General features: G+C 73.7%; 15 protein-coding genes. 4 read left to right on the forward strand and 11 right to left on the reverse strand.

Translation table 11 applies throughout. The features are described from left to right. Nucleotides 1–72: 72 nt before the first annotated feature. Nucleotides 73–885, forward strand: coding sequence for a MerR family transcriptional regulator (locus COO58_RS14760; protein ID WP_091578162.1), 813 nt, complete (start codon nucleotides 73–75; stop codon nucleotides 883–885). A gap of 73 nt (nucleotides 886–958) precedes the next feature. Here the strand turns inward: COO58_RS14760 and COO58_RS14765 are convergent, their stop codons facing one another. From COO58_RS14765 to COO58_RS14805, 9 genes are all read right to left on the reverse strand, one after another. Next, nucleotides 959–1993, reverse strand: coding sequence for a branched-chain amino acid ABC transporter permease (locus COO58_RS14765; RefSeq protein WP_098745374.1), 1035 nt, complete (start codon nucleotides 1991–1993; stop codon nucleotides 959–961). Continuing rightward, on the reverse strand, nucleotides 1990–2871 hold the full coding sequence (locus COO58_RS14770; protein WP_091578165.1) for a branched-chain amino acid ABC transporter permease: 882 nt from the start codon (nucleotides 2869–2871) through the stop codon (nucleotides 1990–1992). Before COO58_RS14770 ends, COO58_RS14765 begins: the two co-directional genes overlap by 4 nt. Before the next feature lie 10 nt (nucleotides 2872–2881). Further along, nucleotides 2882–4138 carry an ABC transporter substrate-binding protein gene (locus COO58_RS14775; protein ID WP_091578167.1) on the reverse strand — a complete coding sequence of 419 codons (1257 nt, stop codon included), beginning with the start codon at nucleotides 4136–4138 and terminating at the stop codon, nucleotides 2882–2884. Between the two features lie 42 nt (nucleotides 4139–4180). Beyond that, the gene (locus COO58_RS14780) at nucleotides 4181–4873 is read right to left on the reverse strand and encodes an ABC transporter ATP-binding protein (RefSeq protein ID WP_091578169.1); all 693 of its coding nucleotides are present in this window, start codon (nucleotides 4871–4873) and stop codon (nucleotides 4181–4183) included. Further along, nucleotides 4860–5621, reverse strand: a complete 762-nt coding sequence (locus COO58_RS14785) for an ABC transporter ATP-binding protein (RefSeq protein WP_091583751.1) — start codon at nucleotides 5619–5621, stop codon at nucleotides 4860–4862. The genes COO58_RS14780 and COO58_RS14785 overlap by 14 nt, the downstream gene beginning before the upstream one ends. A 280-nt stretch (nucleotides 5622–5901) precedes the next feature. Then, nucleotides 5902–6978, reverse strand: a complete 1077-nt coding sequence (locus COO58_RS14790) for a zinc-binding dehydrogenase (RefSeq protein ID WP_176558813.1) — start codon at nucleotides 6976–6978, stop codon at nucleotides 5902–5904. After that, the gene (locus COO58_RS14795; protein WP_098745376.1) at nucleotides 6975–8417 is read right to left on the reverse strand and encodes an aldehyde dehydrogenase family protein; all 1443 of its coding nucleotides are present in this window, start codon (nucleotides 8415–8417) and stop codon (nucleotides 6975–6977) included. The genes COO58_RS14790 and COO58_RS14795 overlap by 4 nt, the downstream gene beginning before the upstream one ends. A gap of 44 nt (nucleotides 8418–8461) precedes the next feature. After that, nucleotides 8462–9115, reverse strand: a complete 654-nt coding sequence (locus tag COO58_RS14800) for a TetR/AcrR family transcriptional regulator C-terminal domain-containing protein (protein ID WP_091578173.1) — start codon at nucleotides 9113–9115, stop codon at nucleotides 8462–8464. A 1-nt stretch (nucleotide 9116) separates the two neighbouring features. Then, nucleotides 9117–10538: an LRV domain-containing protein gene (locus COO58_RS14805; RefSeq protein ID WP_141561897.1), complete on the reverse strand. Its 1422-nt coding sequence runs from the start codon at nucleotides 10536–10538 to the stop codon at nucleotides 9117–9119. A 157-nt stretch (nucleotides 10539–10695) separates the two neighbouring features. On the opposite strand from COO58_RS14805, the gene COO58_RS14810 reads away from it, so the two are divergent. Next, entirely contained in the window at nucleotides 10696–11868 is a 1173-nt protein-coding gene (locus COO58_RS14810) for an acyl-CoA dehydrogenase family protein (RefSeq protein ID WP_091578178.1), read from the forward strand. A 4-nt stretch (nucleotides 11869–11872) separates the two neighbouring features. On the opposite strand, the gene COO58_RS14815 is transcribed toward COO58_RS14810, so the two are convergent. Both COO58_RS14815 and COO58_RS14830 read right to left on the reverse strand, forming a co-directional pair. Beyond that, nucleotides 11873–12910, reverse strand: a complete 1038-nt coding sequence (locus COO58_RS14815; RefSeq protein WP_098745379.1) for an aminotransferase class V-fold PLP-dependent enzyme — start codon at nucleotides 12908–12910, stop codon at nucleotides 11873–11875. A 991-nt stretch (nucleotides 12911–13901) separates the two neighbouring features. After that, nucleotides 13902–15290, reverse strand: coding sequence for a cation:dicarboxylate symporter family transporter (locus COO58_RS14830; protein ID WP_091578183.1), 1389 nt, complete (start codon nucleotides 15288–15290; stop codon nucleotides 13902–13904). 108 nt (nucleotides 15291–15398) lie between these two features. Between COO58_RS14830 and COO58_RS14835 the strand changes: the two genes are divergently transcribed. Together COO58_RS14835 and COO58_RS14840 are read left to right on the forward strand one after the other, a co-directional pair. Then, nucleotides 15399–16988, forward strand: coding sequence for a sensor histidine kinase (locus tag COO58_RS14835; RefSeq protein WP_098745382.1), 1590 nt, complete (start codon nucleotides 15399–15401; stop codon nucleotides 16986–16988). Next, nucleotides 16985–17665 (forward strand): response regulator, encoded by a 681-nt coding sequence (locus tag COO58_RS14840; protein ID WP_091578188.1) that lies wholly within the window; start codon nucleotides 16985–16987, stop codon nucleotides 17663–17665. Before COO58_RS14835 ends, COO58_RS14840 begins: the two co-directional genes overlap by 4 nt. The last annotated feature ends 4 nt before the right edge of the window (nucleotides 17666–17669 follow it).

Below are 17669 nucleotides of genomic sequence, written 5' to 3' on the forward strand. Positions count from 1 at the left end.
ACCGTGAGGTCTCTCGGCGGGAGAGGGTCAAGTCCTCGACTCTCCCGCGTGGGGAAGGTGCAGAGTGAAGGCATGCGCAAGGGCATGACGATCGGGGAGTTCGCGACGGTCACCCACCTGAGCGTGCGGACGTTGCGGCGCTACCACGAGGCCGGGCTGCTGGAGCCGGAGACCGTGGACCCCTTCACCGGCTACCGCTACTACTCTACGAACCAGGTACCGCCCGCGCAGGTGATCCACCGACTACGCGAGCTGGACGTGCCACTGGCCGAGGTCAAGGCGATCCTCGCCACCGACGACCCCGCCCGGCGCACCGACCTGATCGCCGGGCACCTGCGTCGCCTGGAGGAGACGCTGGACCGCACCCGGGGGGCCGTCACCGCCCTGCGCAGGCTGCTGCGCCCCGACGATGACGATCTGCCGGTCGAGCTGCGCGCCGTCCCCGGGCTCACCGTCGCCGCCGTACGCGCGGACGTCGAGTTGGCGCGGGCCGGCGCCTGGTACGACGGCGCGATGGCGGAGCTGGACGCGGCGTACCCGGTGGGCGAGCGCACCGGACCACCCGGCGGCCAGTACGCCAACGAGCTGTTCACCGACGGCGCCGGCGCCGTGACCGTCTACCGGCCGGTCCGCCGTCCCCGCCCGACCGGGCGGATCGAGGTCGTCGACCTGCCGGCGGCCGAGTTCGCCGTCGCCGTGCACTCCGGGCCGCACGACGACATCGACGTCACCTACGGGCGGCTCGGCGCCTGGGTGGTCGCCCACGCGCTGGTCGTCGACGGGCCGATCCGCGAGACCTACCTGGTCGGGCCGCGCGACACCGACGTCCCCGCCGACTGGCGTACCGAGATCGGCTGGCCGGTCTTCCGCCTGACCCCCGCCTAGGGGGCCCGGCGCCGGGCGGCGCGACGCGGGGGCGAGGTCCTCCGCCCGCGTCGCGCCGCCGGCGCGCGCCGGTCTAGCCGGACCGGCCCCGACGGGTCGCCGCCCGCCGCCGGGCCAGGTGGGCGACCGTGCCCCAGATGCCCCGGCGGAACAGCAGCACGACGAGCACGAAGATGCCGCCGGTGACCAGCCCGATGGCCTCGAACCCGGAGAACGACAGCCAGTCCTCCAGGCGGACCACCAGGGCCGCGCCGAGCACCCCGCCCCACAGCGTGCCGATGCCGCCGAGCACCACCACGATGACCGCCTTGCCGGAGGTCGTCCAGTGCAGCACGTCCAGCGACACGAACCGGTGGCCGACCGCGAAGAGCCCGCCGCCGAGCCCGGCCAGGAAGCCGGAGAGCACGAACGCGGTCAGCTTGTAGCGGTGCACCGGGTAGCCCAGCGCTCGGGCCCGGGCCGGGTTGTCCCGGATGCCGACCAGCACCCGGCCGAACGGCGAGTGCACGATCCGCCAGGCGGCGAGCAGGCCGAGCAGCACGATCGGCAGGATCGCGTAGTAGAAGTAGTAGTCGTCGGTGAGGTCGGCGCCGAAGAACGCGCGCGGCACGCCCTGCAGGCCGTTCTCGCCCTGGGTGACCGAGCGCCACTCGTTGGCCACGTAGTAGACCATCTGCGCGAAGGCCAGCGTGACCATGGCGAAGTAGATCCCGGTGCGCTTCACCGCCAGGTAGCCGATCGGCAGCGCGAGCAGCGCCGCGCCCAGCGCCCCGGCCAGCACCGCGGCCGGGAACGGCAGGCCGGCGTGGATCGCCACCAGCCCGGTCAGGTACGCCGAGGTGCCCCAGAACGCGGCGTGCCCGAAGGACATCAGCCCGGTGAAGCCGAGCAGCAGGTCCACCGAGACGGCGAAGAGCGCCCAGCACAGGATGTCCACCGCGACCGCCGGGTAGAGCCCGTTGGGCAGCCACAGCGCGACGAGCAGGCCGGCGGCGAGCAGCGCGTAGCGGACCCAGCCGGGCGCCCGCGCGACGGCGAGCAGTCCGGACGGTGGTGCGGGCCGCTTGGCGGGCGTGGTGTCCGCGCCGGTGTCCACAGCACTGGTCATGCGGGAGCCTCCTCTCGGCCGAACAGGCCGGCCGGACGCCAGAGCAGCACGGCGGCCATCACCACGAACACGACGGTCTGCGACACGAGCGGGTAGTCGGACAGGTACGCCTCGCCCCACGCCTGGATCAGGCCGATGCCGAAGCCGGCGGCGACCGAGCCGAAGATCGAGCCGAGGCCGCCGATCACCACCACCGCGAAGACCACGATGATCAGGTCGGCGCCCATCAGCGGGTTGACCGCCCGCATCGGGGCGGCGAGCACCCCGGCCAGCCCGGCCAGGGCGATGCCGAAGCCGAACACCGGGGTGACCCACTTCCCCACGTCGATGCCGAACGCCCGGGTCAGCTCCGGCCGCTCGGTGGCGGCCCGGACCACCATGCCGATCCGGGTCCGCCCGAGCACCCACCACACCGCCACGCACAGCAGCACGGTGAAGCCGAGGATGAAGACCCGGTACGTCGGGAAGTCGAAGAGTCCGAAGTCGACCGTCCCGCTCAGCTCGGCGGGCGTGGCGTACGGGCTGGACTGCACGCCGTACCGGGACTTGACCAGGTCCTGCAGGATCAGCGTCAGGCCGAAGGTGAGCAGGAAGTTGTAGAGCGGGTCGAGCCGGGTCAGCCGGTGGATCACCGCCCGCTCCAGCACCATGCCGAGCAGGCCCAGCGCCAGCGGCATGATCACCAACGCGGCCCAGAACGGCACGCCGGCCTCGGCGAGCAGCACGTACGCCCCGAACGCGCCGAGCATGTAGAACGCGCCGTGGGCGAAGTTCACCACCCGGAGCATGCCGAAGATGACCGCGAGCCCGAGGGCGAGCAGGGCGTAGAACGCCCCGCCCACCAGCCCGTTGAACGTGTTCTGCAGGAACCCTGACATCAGACCGTCGTCACATCTTGCAGTCGGCCGACGGCGCGCGGAACGCCTCCGCCGCCGGGATGGTCTTGAGGATCTTCACGTAGTCCCACGGCTCCTTGACCTCGGCCTGCGGCTTCACCTGGGCCAGGTACGCGTCGTGCACGACCCGGTGGTCCTCCGCGCGGATCTTGCCGTTGCGCAGGAAGAGGTCGTTGACGTCCTTGCCCTCCAGCTCCTTGACCACGGCGTCCGCGTCGTCGGTGCCGGCGGCCTGCACCGCCTCCAGGTACTGCATGGCGGCGGAGTAGTTCGCCGCGTGGGCGAACGACGGACGGGTGCCGGTCTCGGACTGGAACCGGTCGGCCCACTCCCGGTTCTGCTGGTCGAAGTTCCAGTACCAGGCGTCGGTGTAGGTGGTGCCGGCCAGCGCGGCCGGGGTGAGCGAGTGGATGTCGGTGATGAACATCAGGCCGACGGCCAGCCCGACGCCCTTGTCCCGCAGCTTGAACTCGTTGTACTGCTTGACCACGTTGACCAGCTCCGCGCCGGCCTGCATGGTGCCGAGCACCTGCGGCTTCGGGTTCAGCGTCGGCGCCTTGAGCAGGAACGACGAGTAGTCGCCGCTGGTGTTCGGGAACGGGGCGCCGTCCTTGCCCACGACCTGCCCGCCGGCCGCGGTGATGGCGGCGGTGAAGCTCTTCTCCATGTCCTGCCCGAACGCGTAGTTCGGGTAGAGGATGTACCAGTTCTTGCCGACCTGCTCGGTGGTCACCGTGCCGGTGCCGTGGGCCAGCATGTACGTGTCGTACGCGTAGTGGAACGTGTACTTGTTGCAGCTCTTGCCGGTCAGGTCGGTGGTGGCGGCGCCGATGTTGAAGTAGAGCTTCTTCTTCTCCTTGGCCACGTCGGCGACCTTCAGGGCGGCCGAGGAGGTCGGCACGTCCAGGATGGCGTCGACGCCCTTGCGGTCGACCATCTCCTGGGCCTTGCTGTTGGCCACGTCCGGCTTGTTCTGGTGGTCCGCCGTCTCCACGGTGATGTCCTTGGTCACCGCGTCGTCGCCGTGCTTGGCCTTGAAGTCGGCGATGGCCATCTCCACGGCCTTGACCGAGTTGCGCCCGGACAGCTCCGAGTAGGCGCCCGACTGGTCGTTGAGCACGCCCAGCACGATCTTGTCACCGGTCAGCTTCGAGTCGCCGCCGGACTGCGGGCCACCGCCGCCGCAGCCGGCCACCAGCAGCGCCGCCGCCGAGGCGGCGGCCACACCCACGCTCCTACGCATGTTCATCCCCTTCGTACCGCGCGGTCCGCGCGGGTCAGCCGTCCAGATTCAGATGCCGAGGTACGCCAGCAGCTCGCGTTCCCGCGAGCGCACCTCGGCGTTCTCCATCGCCTCCGCGATCCGTCCCTCGGCCAGCAGGTAGTGCCGGTCGGCGACGCCGGTGGCGAAGTGCAGGTTCTGTTCCACCAGCAGCACGGTCACGCCGTGCTTCTTGGCCTCCCGCAGCAGGTCACCGACCTGCTGCACGAGCAGCGGCGACAGCCCTTCGGTGGGCTCGTCGCAGAGCAGCAGCCGGGCGCCCATGCGCAGCACCCGGGCCAGCGCGAGCATCTGCTGCTCGCCGCCGGAGAGCATGGTCGCGGCCGAGTCGCGCCGGGCGTGCAGGGCGGGGAACGCCTCGTACACCCGCTCCAGCGGCCACGGGTCGGGACCGACCCGGGGCGGCAGGGTCAGGTTCTCGGTGACCGTGAGCGTGGCGTACGCGCCCCGGTCGTCGGGGACCCAGCCGAGCCCGGCCCGCGCCCGCCGGTACGCCGGCAGCCGGGAGATGTCCCGGCCGTCGAGGTGCACCGCGCCGCGCTGGCCGGGGTGCAGCCCCATCACCGACCGCAGCAGCGTGGACTTGCCGGCGCCGTTTCGCCCGACCAGGGTGACCACCTCGCCGGCGGCCACCTCCAGACTCACCTCCCGCAGCACCTGGGCCTCGCCGTACCAGGCGGAGAGGTTCTCAATGCGCAGCATCCGCGGCTCCCAGGTAGGCGGTGATGACCCGCTCGTCGGCGCGGACCTGCTCGTACGGCCCCTCGACCAGCACCTTGCCGGCCTGCAGGACGGTGACCGTGTCGGCGAGCCGGCCCACCACGCTCATGTTGTGTTCCACCATGACCACGGTCCGTCCCGTGCGGACGGTGGCGATCAGGTCGACGGTGCGGTCGACGTCCTCCAGGCCCATCCCGGCCGTCGGCTCGTCCAGCAGCAGCACCTTCGGGTCGAGGGCGAGCGCGATGGCCAGCTCCAGGGCCCGCTTGCGCCCGTACGCGAGCGCCTCCGCCGGCGCCTCGGCGAGGTCGGCCAGGCCGACCATGGCCAGCAGCTCGTCGGCCCGGTCCCGGTAGCGGCGCATCAGCTTCGCCGACCGCCAGAACCGCCAGCCCAGCCCGCTGCGCGCCTGCAGGGCCAGCTCGACGTGCTCCCGCGCGCCGAGCTGCGGGAAGAGGCTGGTGATCTGGAACGACCGGGCCACCCCGAGGCGGGCCACCCGCTCGGGGGGCAGGCCGGTGACGTCCCGGCCGTCCAGCTCGATCCGCCCGCCACTGGGCGGCAGGAAGCCGGTGAGCAGGTTGAACAGTGTGGTCTTGCCGGCGCCGTTCGGGCCGACGAGGGCATGCACGGTCTCCGGCGCCACGTCGAGGTCGACGCGATCGACGGCCCGGAAGCCCCGGAAGTCCCGGGTCAGCCCTCGGGCCGACAGGATCGCTTGCCCGGCCATCGCCTCACCCTCCGCAGGTCCGCACGCGACGGCCAGGTCGGTGACCGGGGTCACAGGGCCGTCGCGTGCAGGAAACCTACGGGGAGCCGAAGTGGTCGAGCCATGTCGATCCGCCACACATTCCCCCGGGGCGGCACGGGCTCGTCCTCCATAGGTGTCGGTCGCCCCCGACCGGGTCCGGTCCGATCGGTGGCCGTCGACATGTGGTGCGGCACCGTCACCGGCCGGCGGCGTACTCCGGCAGGTCGAGTCGATCCGCCATGCCGGCTGAGCGCCGGGATCAGTCCGGGAAGGTGACCACCCAGCGGGCGCCCTCGCCACGGGCCAGCCGGTCCAGCGCCTCGGGCGCCTCCGCCAGCGACACCGTGCCACTGACCAGGGGCGCCAGGTCGAGGTCGCCGGCGGCGAGCGCGGCGGCCAGCTCCGGCACCTCGCGGTCCGGATCGGTCGAGCCGTAGACCGAGGAGCGCAGCGTCCGCGCCGAGTGGAAGATGTCCAGGGCGGACAGGCTGAGCAGGTCGTCCTTGGCGCCCATGCCGACCACGGTCACCGCTCCCCCGCGCCGGGTGGCGCGCCAGGCGGCCCGGATGGTGGCGGACCGGCCGACGCACTCGAAGGCGTGGTCCACCCCGCGCCCGTCGGTACGCGCGCGGACCTCCTTGCCGAGCGTGTCGTCGGAGCGCAGGAAGTCGGTGGCGCCGGCGGCCAGGGCCAGCTCCCGCTTGGCCTCGACCACGTCGACCGCGAGGATCGGTGACGCGCCGGCGCGGCGGGCCGCGGTGAGCACGGCCAGGCCGACCCCGCCCAGCCCGATCACCGCCACCGACTCGCCGGCGCCCACGCGGGCGGTGTTGCGGACCGCGCCGACGCCGGTGAGCACCGCGCAGCCCAGCAGCGCCGCCTGCGCCGGCGGCAGGCCGGCCGGCACCGGCACGGCCGCCCGCTCCGGCACCACCACCTCCTCGGCGAGCGCGCCGAGCCCGAGCGTGACCTGCACCGACTCCCCGGCGGCCGTCTCCCCGCGCGCGACCGAGGGGGCGGTGTTCGCGGCACAGAGCCAGGGCTCGCCGTGCCGGCAGTGCCAGCAGTCGCGGCAGGCGGGCGCCCAGTTCAGTACCACCGGCGTGCCGACCGCCAGCCGGGTCGCCGGACCCGCCTCGGCCACCACACCGGTCGCCTCGTGCCCCAGCACCAGCGGGTACGCCGGCGCCAGCGTGCCGTTCACCATGGCCAGGTCGGAGTGGCAGAGGCCGGCGGCGCGGATGCGGACCCGCAGCTCCCCCGGGCCGGGCGCGGGCAGGCGCACCTCCTCGACCGTCGGGGTCTCGCCCCGGCCACGCACGACCAGCGCCCTCACCGCTGGATCGCCTTCAGCTCGGTGAACTCCTCGACGCCGTAGCCGCCCAGCTCGCGGCCGAGGCCGGACTGCTTGTAGCCGCCGAACGGGGCGAGCGGGTTGAACGCGCCGCCGTTGACGTCCACCTGGCCGGTCCGCAGCCGCCGGGCCACGGCCAGCGCCGCGTCGGAGTCGGCGGACCAGACCGCGCCGGCCAGGCCGTACCGGGAGTTGTTGGCGATCGCGACCGCCTCGTCGGTGTCGGCGAACGGGATCACCGCGAGCACCGGCCCGAAGACCTCCTCCTGCGCCAACGCGCTGTCCGGGTGCACGTCGGCGAAGACGGTGGGCGCCACGAAGTGGCCCCGGGACGGCAACGGCGCGTCCGGGCCGCCGGCGACGAGCCGGGCGCCGTCGGCGAGCGCCCGGTCCACATGCCCGCGTACCCGTTGGGCCTGGGCGGCGGAGACCAGCGGGCCGAGCCGGGTGACCGGGTCGAACGGGTCGCCCAGCCGGTAGCCGGCCACGGCGGCCGCGACCAGGTCGAGCGCCTCGGCGTAGCGGTCGCGGTGCACCAGCATCCGGGTCCAGGCGGTGCAGGTCTGCCCGGAGTTGAGCAGCGCGTTGCCCACGCCGACCTTGACCGCGGTCGGCAGGTCGGCGTCGGCCAGGATCACGTTCGCCGACTTGCCGCCCAGTTCCAGGGCGACCCGGGCGATCCGGTCGGCGGCGAGGTGCGCGATCCGCCGGCCGGTGGCGGTGGAGCCGGTGAACGAGACCAGGTCCACGTCGGGGTGCGCGGCGAGCGCCTCACCGACCACCGGGCCGGTGCCGGGCACCAGGTTGACCACCCCGGGCGGCAGGCCGGCCTCGGTCACCGCGTCGAGGAGCAGGTACGCGGTGAGCGGCGTCAGCTCGCTCGGCTTCAGCACCACGGTGCAGCCGGCGGCCAGCGCCGGGGCGACCTTGGCGACCACCTGGTGCAGCGGATAGTTCCACGGGGTGATCGCGCCGACCACGCCGACCGGCTCGCGGACGACGAGGGAGTTGCCGATGGTCTGCTCGGCCGGCGGGCGGGCGGCCAGGTCGACCAGGCCGCGCAGCACCGTCAGCGGCAGCCCGGCCTGCACCCGGGTGGCGAGCTTGAGCGGGGTGCCCAGTTCGAGGGCCACGGTGCGGGCGATCTCGTCGGCGCGGGCGGCGAGCGCGGCGTGCAGCCGGTCGAGGTGGGCGGCCCGGTCGGCGGGTGCCGTGGCGGCCCAGCCGGGGAAGGCGGCTCGGGCGGCGGCGACCGCACGGTCCACGTCGGCGGGGGTGCCGGCGGGAACCTGCCCGATGATCTCCCCGGTCGCCGGGTTCTCGACCGGGATCGTCCCGCCGTCCGCCGGGTCGACCCAGTCCCCGGCGAGGTGCAGGTGGCGGCGGACCAGCAGGGCGGGGGGCGCATCGGCGAGATCCATGGCGTCCCTTCGGGGGCGGGAAACTAGCAGTGGGAGTTTTGACGCTACCCCGGACCGCTGCCGCGTTCCACCGGGGCCACCGTCCGGGCGTACTCGTCCGCGAGGCCGTGCAGCAACGCGTCCAGGCCGAGGGTGAAGGCGCCCTCGTCGACGCTGCGCTGGTGGCCGCGCAGCCGGTGGGCCTGCGTGAGGTGCGGGTGGGCCGCGTACAACTCCGGGTCCTCCACGAACCCCCGCGCGAACGAGCCGAGCGCCGACCCGGCCACGAAGTAGCGCAGCGCGGCGCCGATGTGGGTGGCCCGGGCCGGCGGCCAGCCCGCCCGCACCAGCGCGCCGTAGACAGCGTCGGCCATGGCCAGCGCGGCCGGCCGGCGGCCCGGCCCCTGCGCCAGGTAGGGGACGATGTTCGGGTGCGCGGCCAGCGCCGCACGGTAGGACCGGGCCCAGCGGCGCAGCGCCTCGACCCAGTCGTACCGGTCGAAGACGCTCACGTCGACCGTGCCGGTGACGCTGTCCGCCACGGCGTCGAGGATCTCGTCCTTCGTGGCGAAGTGGTTGTAGAGCGAGGGGCCCTGCACGCCGAGCGCGGCGGCCAGCCGGCGGGTGGAGAGCGCGCCGAGACCGTCGGCGTCGATGAGCACGAGCGCGGTCTCGACGATCCGGTCCCGGTTGAGCAGGGCCTGGCGGGGGCGGGGCATGTCAGACCTCCCCGCCGGCGGATCCGGCGGACGCCCGGAGGATCCCCGCCCCGGCAAGGATCCGTTCCATGAGGGCGACCGGAAGGTTGGGGTTTCCCGCCGCCGATCCCGCGGCGGCCGGATCGTCGAGCAGCTCGGCCAGCCGCTCGACGCCAAGGCGGGGGTCGGACGCCATCCGGGACCGGACGCCGCCGTCCGCATCACGGCTGAGCCGGTCGATGAGCCCGGCCGGTGCCTCCGGGTCGTGGCGGACCAGCATGCGCGCCTGGGGATCGGCGGAGTCCGCCAGCCGGGCCAGCCCGACCCGCGGGAAGCGGGGCCGCGCGATCAACATGCTCGCCGTGATCACCCGAGCCTCCAGATACGTCGCGAGCAGCACCTCCCCCGGGACCTCGTCGTGGTTCTCACAGAGCAGCAGCCGGACCGCGAAGTCGTCGTCGCCGGCGAGCCGGGCCACCTGATCCGGACGCAGACTCGGGCTGTACGCGGCGCTGCGCCGAAGCCCGACGTGGGCCGAGCGGACGGCGCCGTCCAGCGCGTCGGGATCGCCGAGCCGGTCGAGCACCCACCGGGCGGGTCGGAGGCGGGTCTCCGGCCGCACCTCGTAGTCGATGGCGGCGCGTTCGGCCTCGCTGAGCCCGGGGCGCAGAGACAGCCGTAGCCGCACCGTCGGGTCGGGGTCGGTGGCCAACTCCTGGACCAGGTCGCGGGGCAGGTGCGGGTTCTCGGCCACGGCCGCGCGGACGTCCCGGTCCTGGTGCCGGGCGAGTCGCTCCGCCGTCGCCCGCGCCAACGGGATCTCGACGGCCAGGTCACGCAGCCACCAGGGGTCCGACCACGCCTCGTCGAGCACGCCGGCGAGCAGTTCCGGACGGCGGCGCCACGCCCGCCGGGCCACCGCGTCGCGCACCCGGGGGTCGGGGTCGGCGAGCAGCCGGTCGGTGATCCCCTCCGGCGGATCCGCCCAGCCCGCGTACCCCGAGACCCGGACCTCGGGATCGGGGTCCTCGACCATCCGGGCCCGGACGTCCACCGGACACTGCCGCGACCCGGCCACCTCGTCGCGGACCCGGTGGTCCGGGTCCGCCGCCAGCCGGGCGTAGGCCTCCTCGGGCAGCGGCGCGGGCGTGGCCCGGAACAGCTCCGGCCCGTGGGCGAGCAGGATACGGACCATCGGCGCGGGATCGTCGACGAGCAGGGCGCGCTGTTGCGGCGTGGCTGACGAACTGTCCGCCAGCGCCGCCCGGACCCGCCGATCCGGGTGTGCGGCGACGGCGGCGCAGAACTCGTCCGGCAGCGTGTTCCGGAAGATCAGCACCGCCACGGCCGCGTCGCTGTCGTCCAGCATGCGGAGCAGCAACTCCGACGGGGTCGCCGGGTTGCCGGCCACTCCCCTCACCTGTTCGCAGACCAGGTCCCGCAAGCCGCCTCCCGTCCGAAACCACCTGATCATGCACCTTAACCGGGCGGGTCTCACCGCGGCGGTGACAGGAGAGGGCTGGACGGATGAAAACTTGCACCGCTAGTTTAAAGGCGACCGCCGCCGCCGCGACGGTTGCCACGCCGACCGAGGGAGCATCGTGGACTTCGCACTGTCCGACGAGGAACGGGCCGTCCGGGACACCGTGCGCGCCTTCGTCACCCGCGAGGTGCTGCCGCTGGAGCAGGAGGTGCTGCGCCGTGAGCGCGCACACCGGCCCGGCCTGGACCGCTCAGAGCTGCGCGAGTTGCAGCTCAAGGCGAAGAAGTTCGGCTTCTGGGGGCTGGCCACCCCGGAGGAGTACGGCGGGATGGACCTGCCGGCGGTGATGCAGTCGCTGATCTGGACCGAGCTGGGCCGCAGCTTCGTGCCGTTCCGTTTCGGCGGCGAGGCCGACAACATCCTGTTCCACGCCACCGAGGAGCAGAAGCGCGAGTTCCTGATCCCGACCATCGAGGGCGAACGGATCTCCTGCTTCGCCATCACCGAGCCGGGCGCCGGCTCGGACGCGGCGAACATCAAGCTGCGCGCGCGGCGCGACGGCGACGACTGGGTCCTCGACGGCGAGAAGACGTTCATCACCAACGGCAACGACGCCGACTTCGCCATCGTGGTGGCGGTGACCGACCCGGAGAAGGGCGCCCGGCGCGGCGGCGCGACCGCGTTCCTGGTCGACCGGGCGATGGGCTGGCGGTCGGAGTTCATCCAGACCATGGGCGAGGGCGGCCCGGCCTCGCTGATCTTCGACGGCGTACGGGTGCCGCACCGCAACATCCTCGGCGAGATCGGGCAGGGCTTCACGCTCGGCATGGAGTGGATCGGCAAGGGCCGCTACACCATCCCGTCGCACGCCGTCGGCATCGCCGAACGCGCCCTCCAGATGGCGATCGACCACGCCAACACCCGGGAGACGTTCGGCGCGCCGATCGCCACCAACCAGGCCATCCAGTGGATGATCGCCGACTCGGAGACCGAGCTGGAGGCCGCGCGCTGGCTGATCCTGCGCTCGGCCTGGACCGTCGACCAGGGCCTCGACCCCCGGCACGCCTCCTCGATGGGCAAGCTCTACGGCGCCGGCATGGTCAACCGGGTGGTGGACCGGGTGCTCCAGATCCACGGCGGCATGGGCTACACCCGGGAGCTGCCGATCGAACGCTGGTACCGGCAGGTGCGGCTCTACCGCATCTTCGAGGGCACCGACGAGATGCAGCGGCTGATCATCTCCCGCGACCTGCTGCGCGGGTACACGAAGATCGGCGGCCACCTGGCCTGAGCGGTCAGCCGGTCAGCGCCTCGACCGCCCGGTCCACGTCCGCCTCGGTCGTGTAGAGGTGGAACGAGGCGCGGACCCGGCCGGCCCGCACCGCCGCGCGCACCCCGGCACGGGCCAGCCGCTCCTGCGCGTCCGGCACGTCCACGCTGACGATCGCGCTGTCGCCGGGTGGGCGCCCCAGCCCGGCCAGGAAGCGGTTGGCCAGCGCCACGTCGTGGTCCCGCACCGCCGCCAGGTCGAGGTCGGCGAGCAGTTCCAGCACCGGCGCCGCCCCGGCGTAGCAGAGCCACGACGGGGAGATGTCGAAACGCCGGGCGTCGTCGGCCAGCCGCAACGGCGTGCCGTAGTACGAGGCGTGCGGGTCGCGTCCCGCGTACCACCCGGCGGCGTCCGCACGCATCCGCTCGCGCAGCGCCGGGGCCAGGTAGGCGAAGGCCGCGCCGCGCGGTGCCATCAACCACTTGTACGCCCCCACCAGCACCGCGTCCGCCCGGTCGGCCGCGAACGGCAGCCATCCGCAGGCCTGGGTGGCGTCGACCACGACCAGCGCCCCGTGCGCCCGGGCCGCCGCGACGATCTCGTCGTACGGCGCGACCGTGCCGTCGGCGGACTGCACCAGGCTGAACGCCACCAGGTCGGTGTCGGCGTCGATCGCGTCGACCAGACCGTCGAGCGGCACGGTCCGCACCCGCACCCCCCGGTCCTCCTGCACCAGCCAGGGGAACAGGATCGAGGTGAACTCACCCTCGGGCACCACCACGGTGGCCCCCGACGGCAGCGCCGCCGCGATCGGCGCGGCCAGTTGGGACACCGCGGCGCCGACGCTCACGTCGACCGGGTCCACGCCGACCAGCCGGGCGAACGCGGCCCGGGACCGGCCGACCGACTCGTCCCACACCTCGAACGACACCTGGCCGGTCCGCCACTCGGCGAGCACCTGCTGCACGGCTGTCCACACCGGATCGGGCGGCAACCCGTAGGTCGCCGTGTTCAACCAGCCCGGCTCCACCTGCCACAACTTCCGCGCCTGCTCCAGCTCCATGCCACCGACGCTAGCCACCCCCGCCGCCGCCCGACACCGCCAATCCCACCCCCGTGGCCCACGCTCCTCAACCCGCTCGCCCTGCACCCTGGCTCCCCCACCCCTCACCCCACCCCCTGCTGCCCCGCCCCCGCCCACGCCCCGCGCTGGCGCCCGCCCCGGCCTCGCCCCGGCCGTCGCTCCGCGGCCCCGACCCCGCCCCACACCCCACCCTCGGCCCTGCTCTGCACCCCCACCCTCGGCCCCGCCCGCCCTACACCCGCGCCCCGCGCCCCGCCCACCGCGCCCCGCCCACCGCGCACCGCCCACCGCCCACCGCGCACCGCCCACCGCCCACCGCGCACCGCCCACCGCGCACCGCGCCCCGCCCACCGCGCACCGCGCACCGCGCACCGCGCCTCGCGCCTCGCGCCCACCGATCTTGCAGTTCCGGCCACCTCCCTGGGCGCTCCGCCCCTTTTGCCCGGACCGAGGGTGCATGATCGCGGACCGGCCTGCGTCGTTGCGACCGGATGAGGACGACGGCTGAAGACCGATATACCGCTCAGTCATATTTATGACTGAGCGGTATATCGCTTGGAAGTCACGTGCCTGTCTGGTTGGTCGAGTCAGGGTGGGTCCGTCGGGACATGGACCGAATCAACAGTCGGGGCGCTCCGGCCCGTGCCCGTCTCGACGAGAGCGCCGCTCCAGGCGCGCGGCTGGTCCGCAGGCGGACTACGTAGCCAATCCCGCCCCTGGTGAAGGCGGGCCAAGCCGGGCGGGTCGCGCCGGGCCAAGCCAAGCCAAGCCGAGCCGGGCCACGCCGGTCCGGGCCAGGCCAAGCCGGGCCAGGCCAAGCCGAGCCAGGCCAAGCCGAGCCAGGCCAAGCCGAGCCAGGCCAAGCCGAGCCAGGCCAAGCCGAGCCAGGCCGGGCCAGGCCAAGCCGAGCCAGGCCGGGCCAGGCCAAGCCGAGCCAGGCCGGGCCAGGCCGGGCGCGGGCTGGCGGGGGTCAGGCGGTGGAGCCGGCGAGCGGACGCTCGGCGCCGGGCGGGGTGTCCTCGGCGGGGCGTTCGTCGTCGTCCTCGTCGACCATGCTGGCCTCGTCGAACGGGCGGTCCCCGGCCAGGACGGCACGGGCCTGGTCGCGGTCGAACTCACCGGTCCAGGTGCCCACCAGCACGGTGGCCACGGCGTTGCCGGCGAAGTTGGTCAGCGCCCGGGCCTCGGACATGAACCGGTCGATGCCGACGATCAGGCCGACGCCGTCGACCAGGTCCGGCCGGTGCGACTGGAGGCCGCCGGCGAGCGTGGCCAGGCCCGCGCCGGTCACGCCGGCCGCGCCCTTGGAGGCGATCACCATGAACACCAGCAGCGAGATCTGCTCGCCGACCGCCAGCGGCTTGCCCAGCGCGTCGGCCACGAAGAGGGAGGCCATGGTCAGGTAGATCGCGGTGCCGTCGAGGTTGAACGAGTAGCCGGTGGGGACCGTGATGCCGACCACCGGACGGCCGACGCCGACGTGTTCCATCTTGGCGATCAGCCGGGGCAGCGCCGATTCCGACGACGAGGTGGAGAGGATCAGCAGGAACTCCCGGCCCAGGTAGCGCAGCAGCGAGAAGATCGAGATCCGGGCGATCAGGCGCAGCAGCAGGCCGAGCACCACGATCACGAAGATCAGGCAGGTGGCGTAGAAGCCGAGCATGATCTGCGCCAGGCTCTTCAGCGCGTCCACGCCGGTGGCGCCGACCACGGCCGCCATCGCGCCGAACGCGCCGATCGGGGCCAGCCACATGATCATGGCCAGCACCTTGAAGACCAGGCGCTGGAGCACGCCGATCGCCCGCAGCACCGGCTCGCCCCGACTGCCCAGCCCCTGCACGGCGAAGCCGACCAGCAGCGCGACCAGCAGGGTCTGCAGCACCTCGCCCTCGGTCAGCGCGGAGACCAGCGTGGTCGGGATGATGCCGAGCAGGAAGTCGACCGTGCCGGCGCTCTCGTCGCCGGCGGCGGACCGGCCGGCGTCGGCCACGTCGGGGCCCAGGTCCAGGCCCGCGCCGGGGTGGATGATGTTGCCGACCACGAGACCGATCGCCAGCGCCACTGTCGACATGACCAGGAAGTAGCCGAGCGCGAGGCCGCCGACCTTGCCGACCTTGGCCGCCTGCCGGACGGATCCGACGCCGAGCACGATCGTGCAGAAGATGACCGGGCTGATCATCATCTTGATCAAGTTGACGAAGCCGGTGCCCAGCGGTTTCAAGGCCTTGCCGACGTCGGGCGCGACCAGGCCGACCACGATGCCGGCGACGACGGCGACGATGACCGCCAGGTAGAGGTACCGGGTCCGGTCCCGGCGGGCGGGTCGGACAGCCTCGGGGGTGGGGGTGGTGGTGTCCATGTCGACACTGTGAACCAGGTCTCACCGGACCGCACGATTGCGTTCATTCTGTTCACCCGCGCAACGCGAGGGCGAAACACCGCCGTGCGGGTGCGCCACACTGACACGATGGCGCGGCGGCAGTGGAGCATCGCGGGGCAGCTGTTCGCCCTCCAGGCGGTGGTGGTGACGCTGCTCGTCCTGGCCGGCGCCGGCGGCGCGGTCTGGCTCGCCCGCAACGACTCCCACCAGGCCGCCGAGGACGAGGTGCTGGCCGTGGCCCAGGCCGTGGCCCGCTCCCCCAGCGTTCGCGCGGCCCTCACCGCCCCCGACCCGTCGGCCACGCTCCAGCCGTACGCGGAGGCGACGCGGGTGGCCACCGGAACGGACTTCGTGGTGGTGATGGCCCCGGACCGGACCCGCTACTCGCACCCGACCGCCGAGCTGATCGGTCGGCCGTTCATCGGCGACATCGGCCCGGCGCTGGCCGGCGAGGCGTTCACCGTGACCAACGTCGGCACGCTCGGTGAGTCGGTGCGCGCGGTCGTCCCGGTGTACGGGGACGACGACCACGTCATCGGGCTGGTCTCGGTCGGCATCACCACCCGGGCGATCAACCGGAAGCTGCTCGCCCAGGCCCCGGTGCTGTTCGGCGCGGCCGTACCGGCGCTGGCGCTGGCGGCCACCGGCTCCTGGCTGCTCAGCCGGCGGCTGCGCCGGCAGACCCACGGACTCGGCCCGGCCCAGATGACCCGGATGTACGAGTACTACGACGCGGTCCTGCACTCCGTACGCGAGGGGTTGCTGGTGCTGACCCGGGACCGGCGGGTGGCGCTGGTCAACGACGAGGGGCGGCGCCTGCTCGGGCTGGCCGACGACGCGGCGGTGACCGACCGGCCGGTGGCCGCGATCGACCTGCCGCCGGCGGTGGCGGAGCTGCTGGCCGCCGGCCGGGACGCGCACGACGAGCCGGTCCTGGCCGGTGACCGGGTGCTGGTGGCCAACCAGCGGACCACCCGCTTCGAGGGGGCGGTGCTCGGGACCGTGCTGACCCTGCGCGACCAGACCGAGCTGCGCAACCTGGCCAGCGAGCTGGACTCGGTACGCGCGTTGACCGAGGCGTTGCAGGCGCAGACCCACGAGTCGGCGAACCGGCTGCACACCGTGCTGACGCTGGTGGAGCTGGGCCGCACCGACGAGGCGGTCCGGCTGGCCACCCGCGACCTGGCGCTCGCCCAGCAGCTCACCGACCGGGTGGTCGGCGCGGTGACCGAACCGGCCCTGGCCGCGCTGCTGCTCGGCAAGTCGGCGCGGGCCGGCGAGCGCGGCGTGGACCTGGTGATCGAGCCGGACTGCCGGCTCGACGGCAGCCCGCTGCCCGGCACGGATCTGATCACCGTGGTCGGCAACCTGGTCGACAACGCGCTCGACGCGGTGGCCGGCAGCCCGCCGCCGCGCCGGGTCCGGGTCTTCGTCGGCGCCGGTGACGACGAGTTGACCGTACGCGTCGGTGACAGCGGCCCCGGCCTCGCGCCGGAGCGGGTGGCGGACGCGTTCCGGCGCGGCTGGTCGACCAAGAGCGCCGGCCGAGGGCTCGGGCTCGCCCTGGTGGGGCAGGTGGTCCGCCGACACGGCGGCACGGCCGACGTGACCCGCACCGACGACGGCGAAACGGTCTTCACGGTCCGGCTGCCGCTGCCCCGGAGGGACGCCCGGTGAGCGACGTCCGGGTGCTGGTGGTGGAGGACGAGCCGGTGCTGGCCGAGGCGCACAAGGCGTACACCGAGCGGGTGCCGGGCTTCGTGGTGGTCGGCGTCGCGCACACCGGCCGGGAGGCGATGGCGGCGCTGCGGCCCGGCGGGGGTGCGGACGTCGACCTGGTGCTGCTCGACTTCCGCCTGCCCGACCTGCACGGGCTGGAGGTGTGCCGGGCGTTGCGGGCGTCCGGCAGCGGCACCGACGTGCTGGCGGTGACGTCGGCGCGGGACCTGGCGGCGGTGCGGACCGCGGTCTCCCTCGGGGTCACCCACTACCTGCTCAAGCCGTTCACCTTCGCCGCGTTCCGCGACAAGCTGGAGCGGTACGCGGAGTACCGGCGGCACGCGCTGGCCGAGGGCGAGGTGGCCGCGCAGCACGAGGTGGACCGGATGTTCGCCACGTTGCGCGGCGCGGCGGCGCACACGCTGCCGAAGGGGCTGGACGAGCAGACCCTGAACACGGTGCTGGCGGCGCTCGGCGCGCAGGGCCGCTCCGCGACCGAGGTGGGCGCGCGTACCGGGATCTCCCGGGTGACCGCGCGACGCTACCTGGAGTATCTGGTGTCGGTGGAGCGCGCGGCCCGCACACCCCGGTACGGGACGCCGGGCCGGCCGGAGATGGAGTATCGGCCGACCTGACGTC

The sequence above is a fragment of the Micromonospora sp. WMMA1996 genome, from assembly GCF_002573675.1.
In the GTDB taxonomy this organism is placed as follows: Bacteria; Actinomycetota; Actinomycetes; order Mycobacteriales; family Micromonosporaceae; genus Micromonospora; species Micromonospora sediminicola.

Coding starts and splice junctions, on each gene's coding strand:
- COO58_RS14800 (WP_091578173.1), bottom strand. CDS start 9,115: ATGCCCCGCCCCCGCCAGGCCCTGCTCAACCGGGACCGGATCGTCGAG.
- COO58_RS14785 (WP_091583751.1), bottom strand. CDS start 5,621: ATGGCCGGGCAAGCGATCCTGTCGGCCCGAGGGCTGACCCGGGACTTC.
- COO58_RS14780 (WP_091578169.1), bottom strand. CDS start 4,873: ATGCTGCGCATTGAGAACCTCTCCGCCTGGTACGGCGAGGCCCAGGTG.
- COO58_RS14830 (WP_091578183.1), bottom strand. CDS start 15,290: ATGGACACCACCACCCCCACCCCCGAGGCTGTCCGACCCGCCCGCCGG.
- COO58_RS14775 (WP_091578167.1), bottom strand. CDS start 4,138: ATGAACATGCGTAGGAGCGTGGGTGTGGCCGCCGCCTCGGCGGCGGCG.
- COO58_RS14835 (WP_098745382.1), top strand. CDS start 15,399: ATGGCGCGGCGGCAGTGGAGCATCGCGGGGCAGCTGTTCGCCCTCCAG.
- COO58_RS14795 (WP_098745376.1), bottom strand. CDS start 8,417: ATGGATCTCGCCGATGCGCCCCCCGCCCTGCTGGTCCGCCGCCACCTG.
- COO58_RS14760 (WP_091578162.1), top strand. CDS start 73: ATGCGCAAGGGCATGACGATCGGGGAGTTCGCGACGGTCACCCACCTG.
- COO58_RS14770 (WP_091578165.1), bottom strand. CDS start 2,871: ATGTCAGGGTTCCTGCAGAACACGTTCAACGGGCTGGTGGGCGGGGCG.
- COO58_RS14815 (WP_098745379.1), bottom strand. CDS start 12,910: ATGGAGCTGGAGCAGGCGCGGAAGTTGTGGCAGGTGGAGCCGGGCTGG.
- COO58_RS14765 (WP_098745374.1), bottom strand. CDS start 1,993: ATGACCAGTGCTGTGGACACCGGCGCGGACACCACGCCCGCCAAGCGG.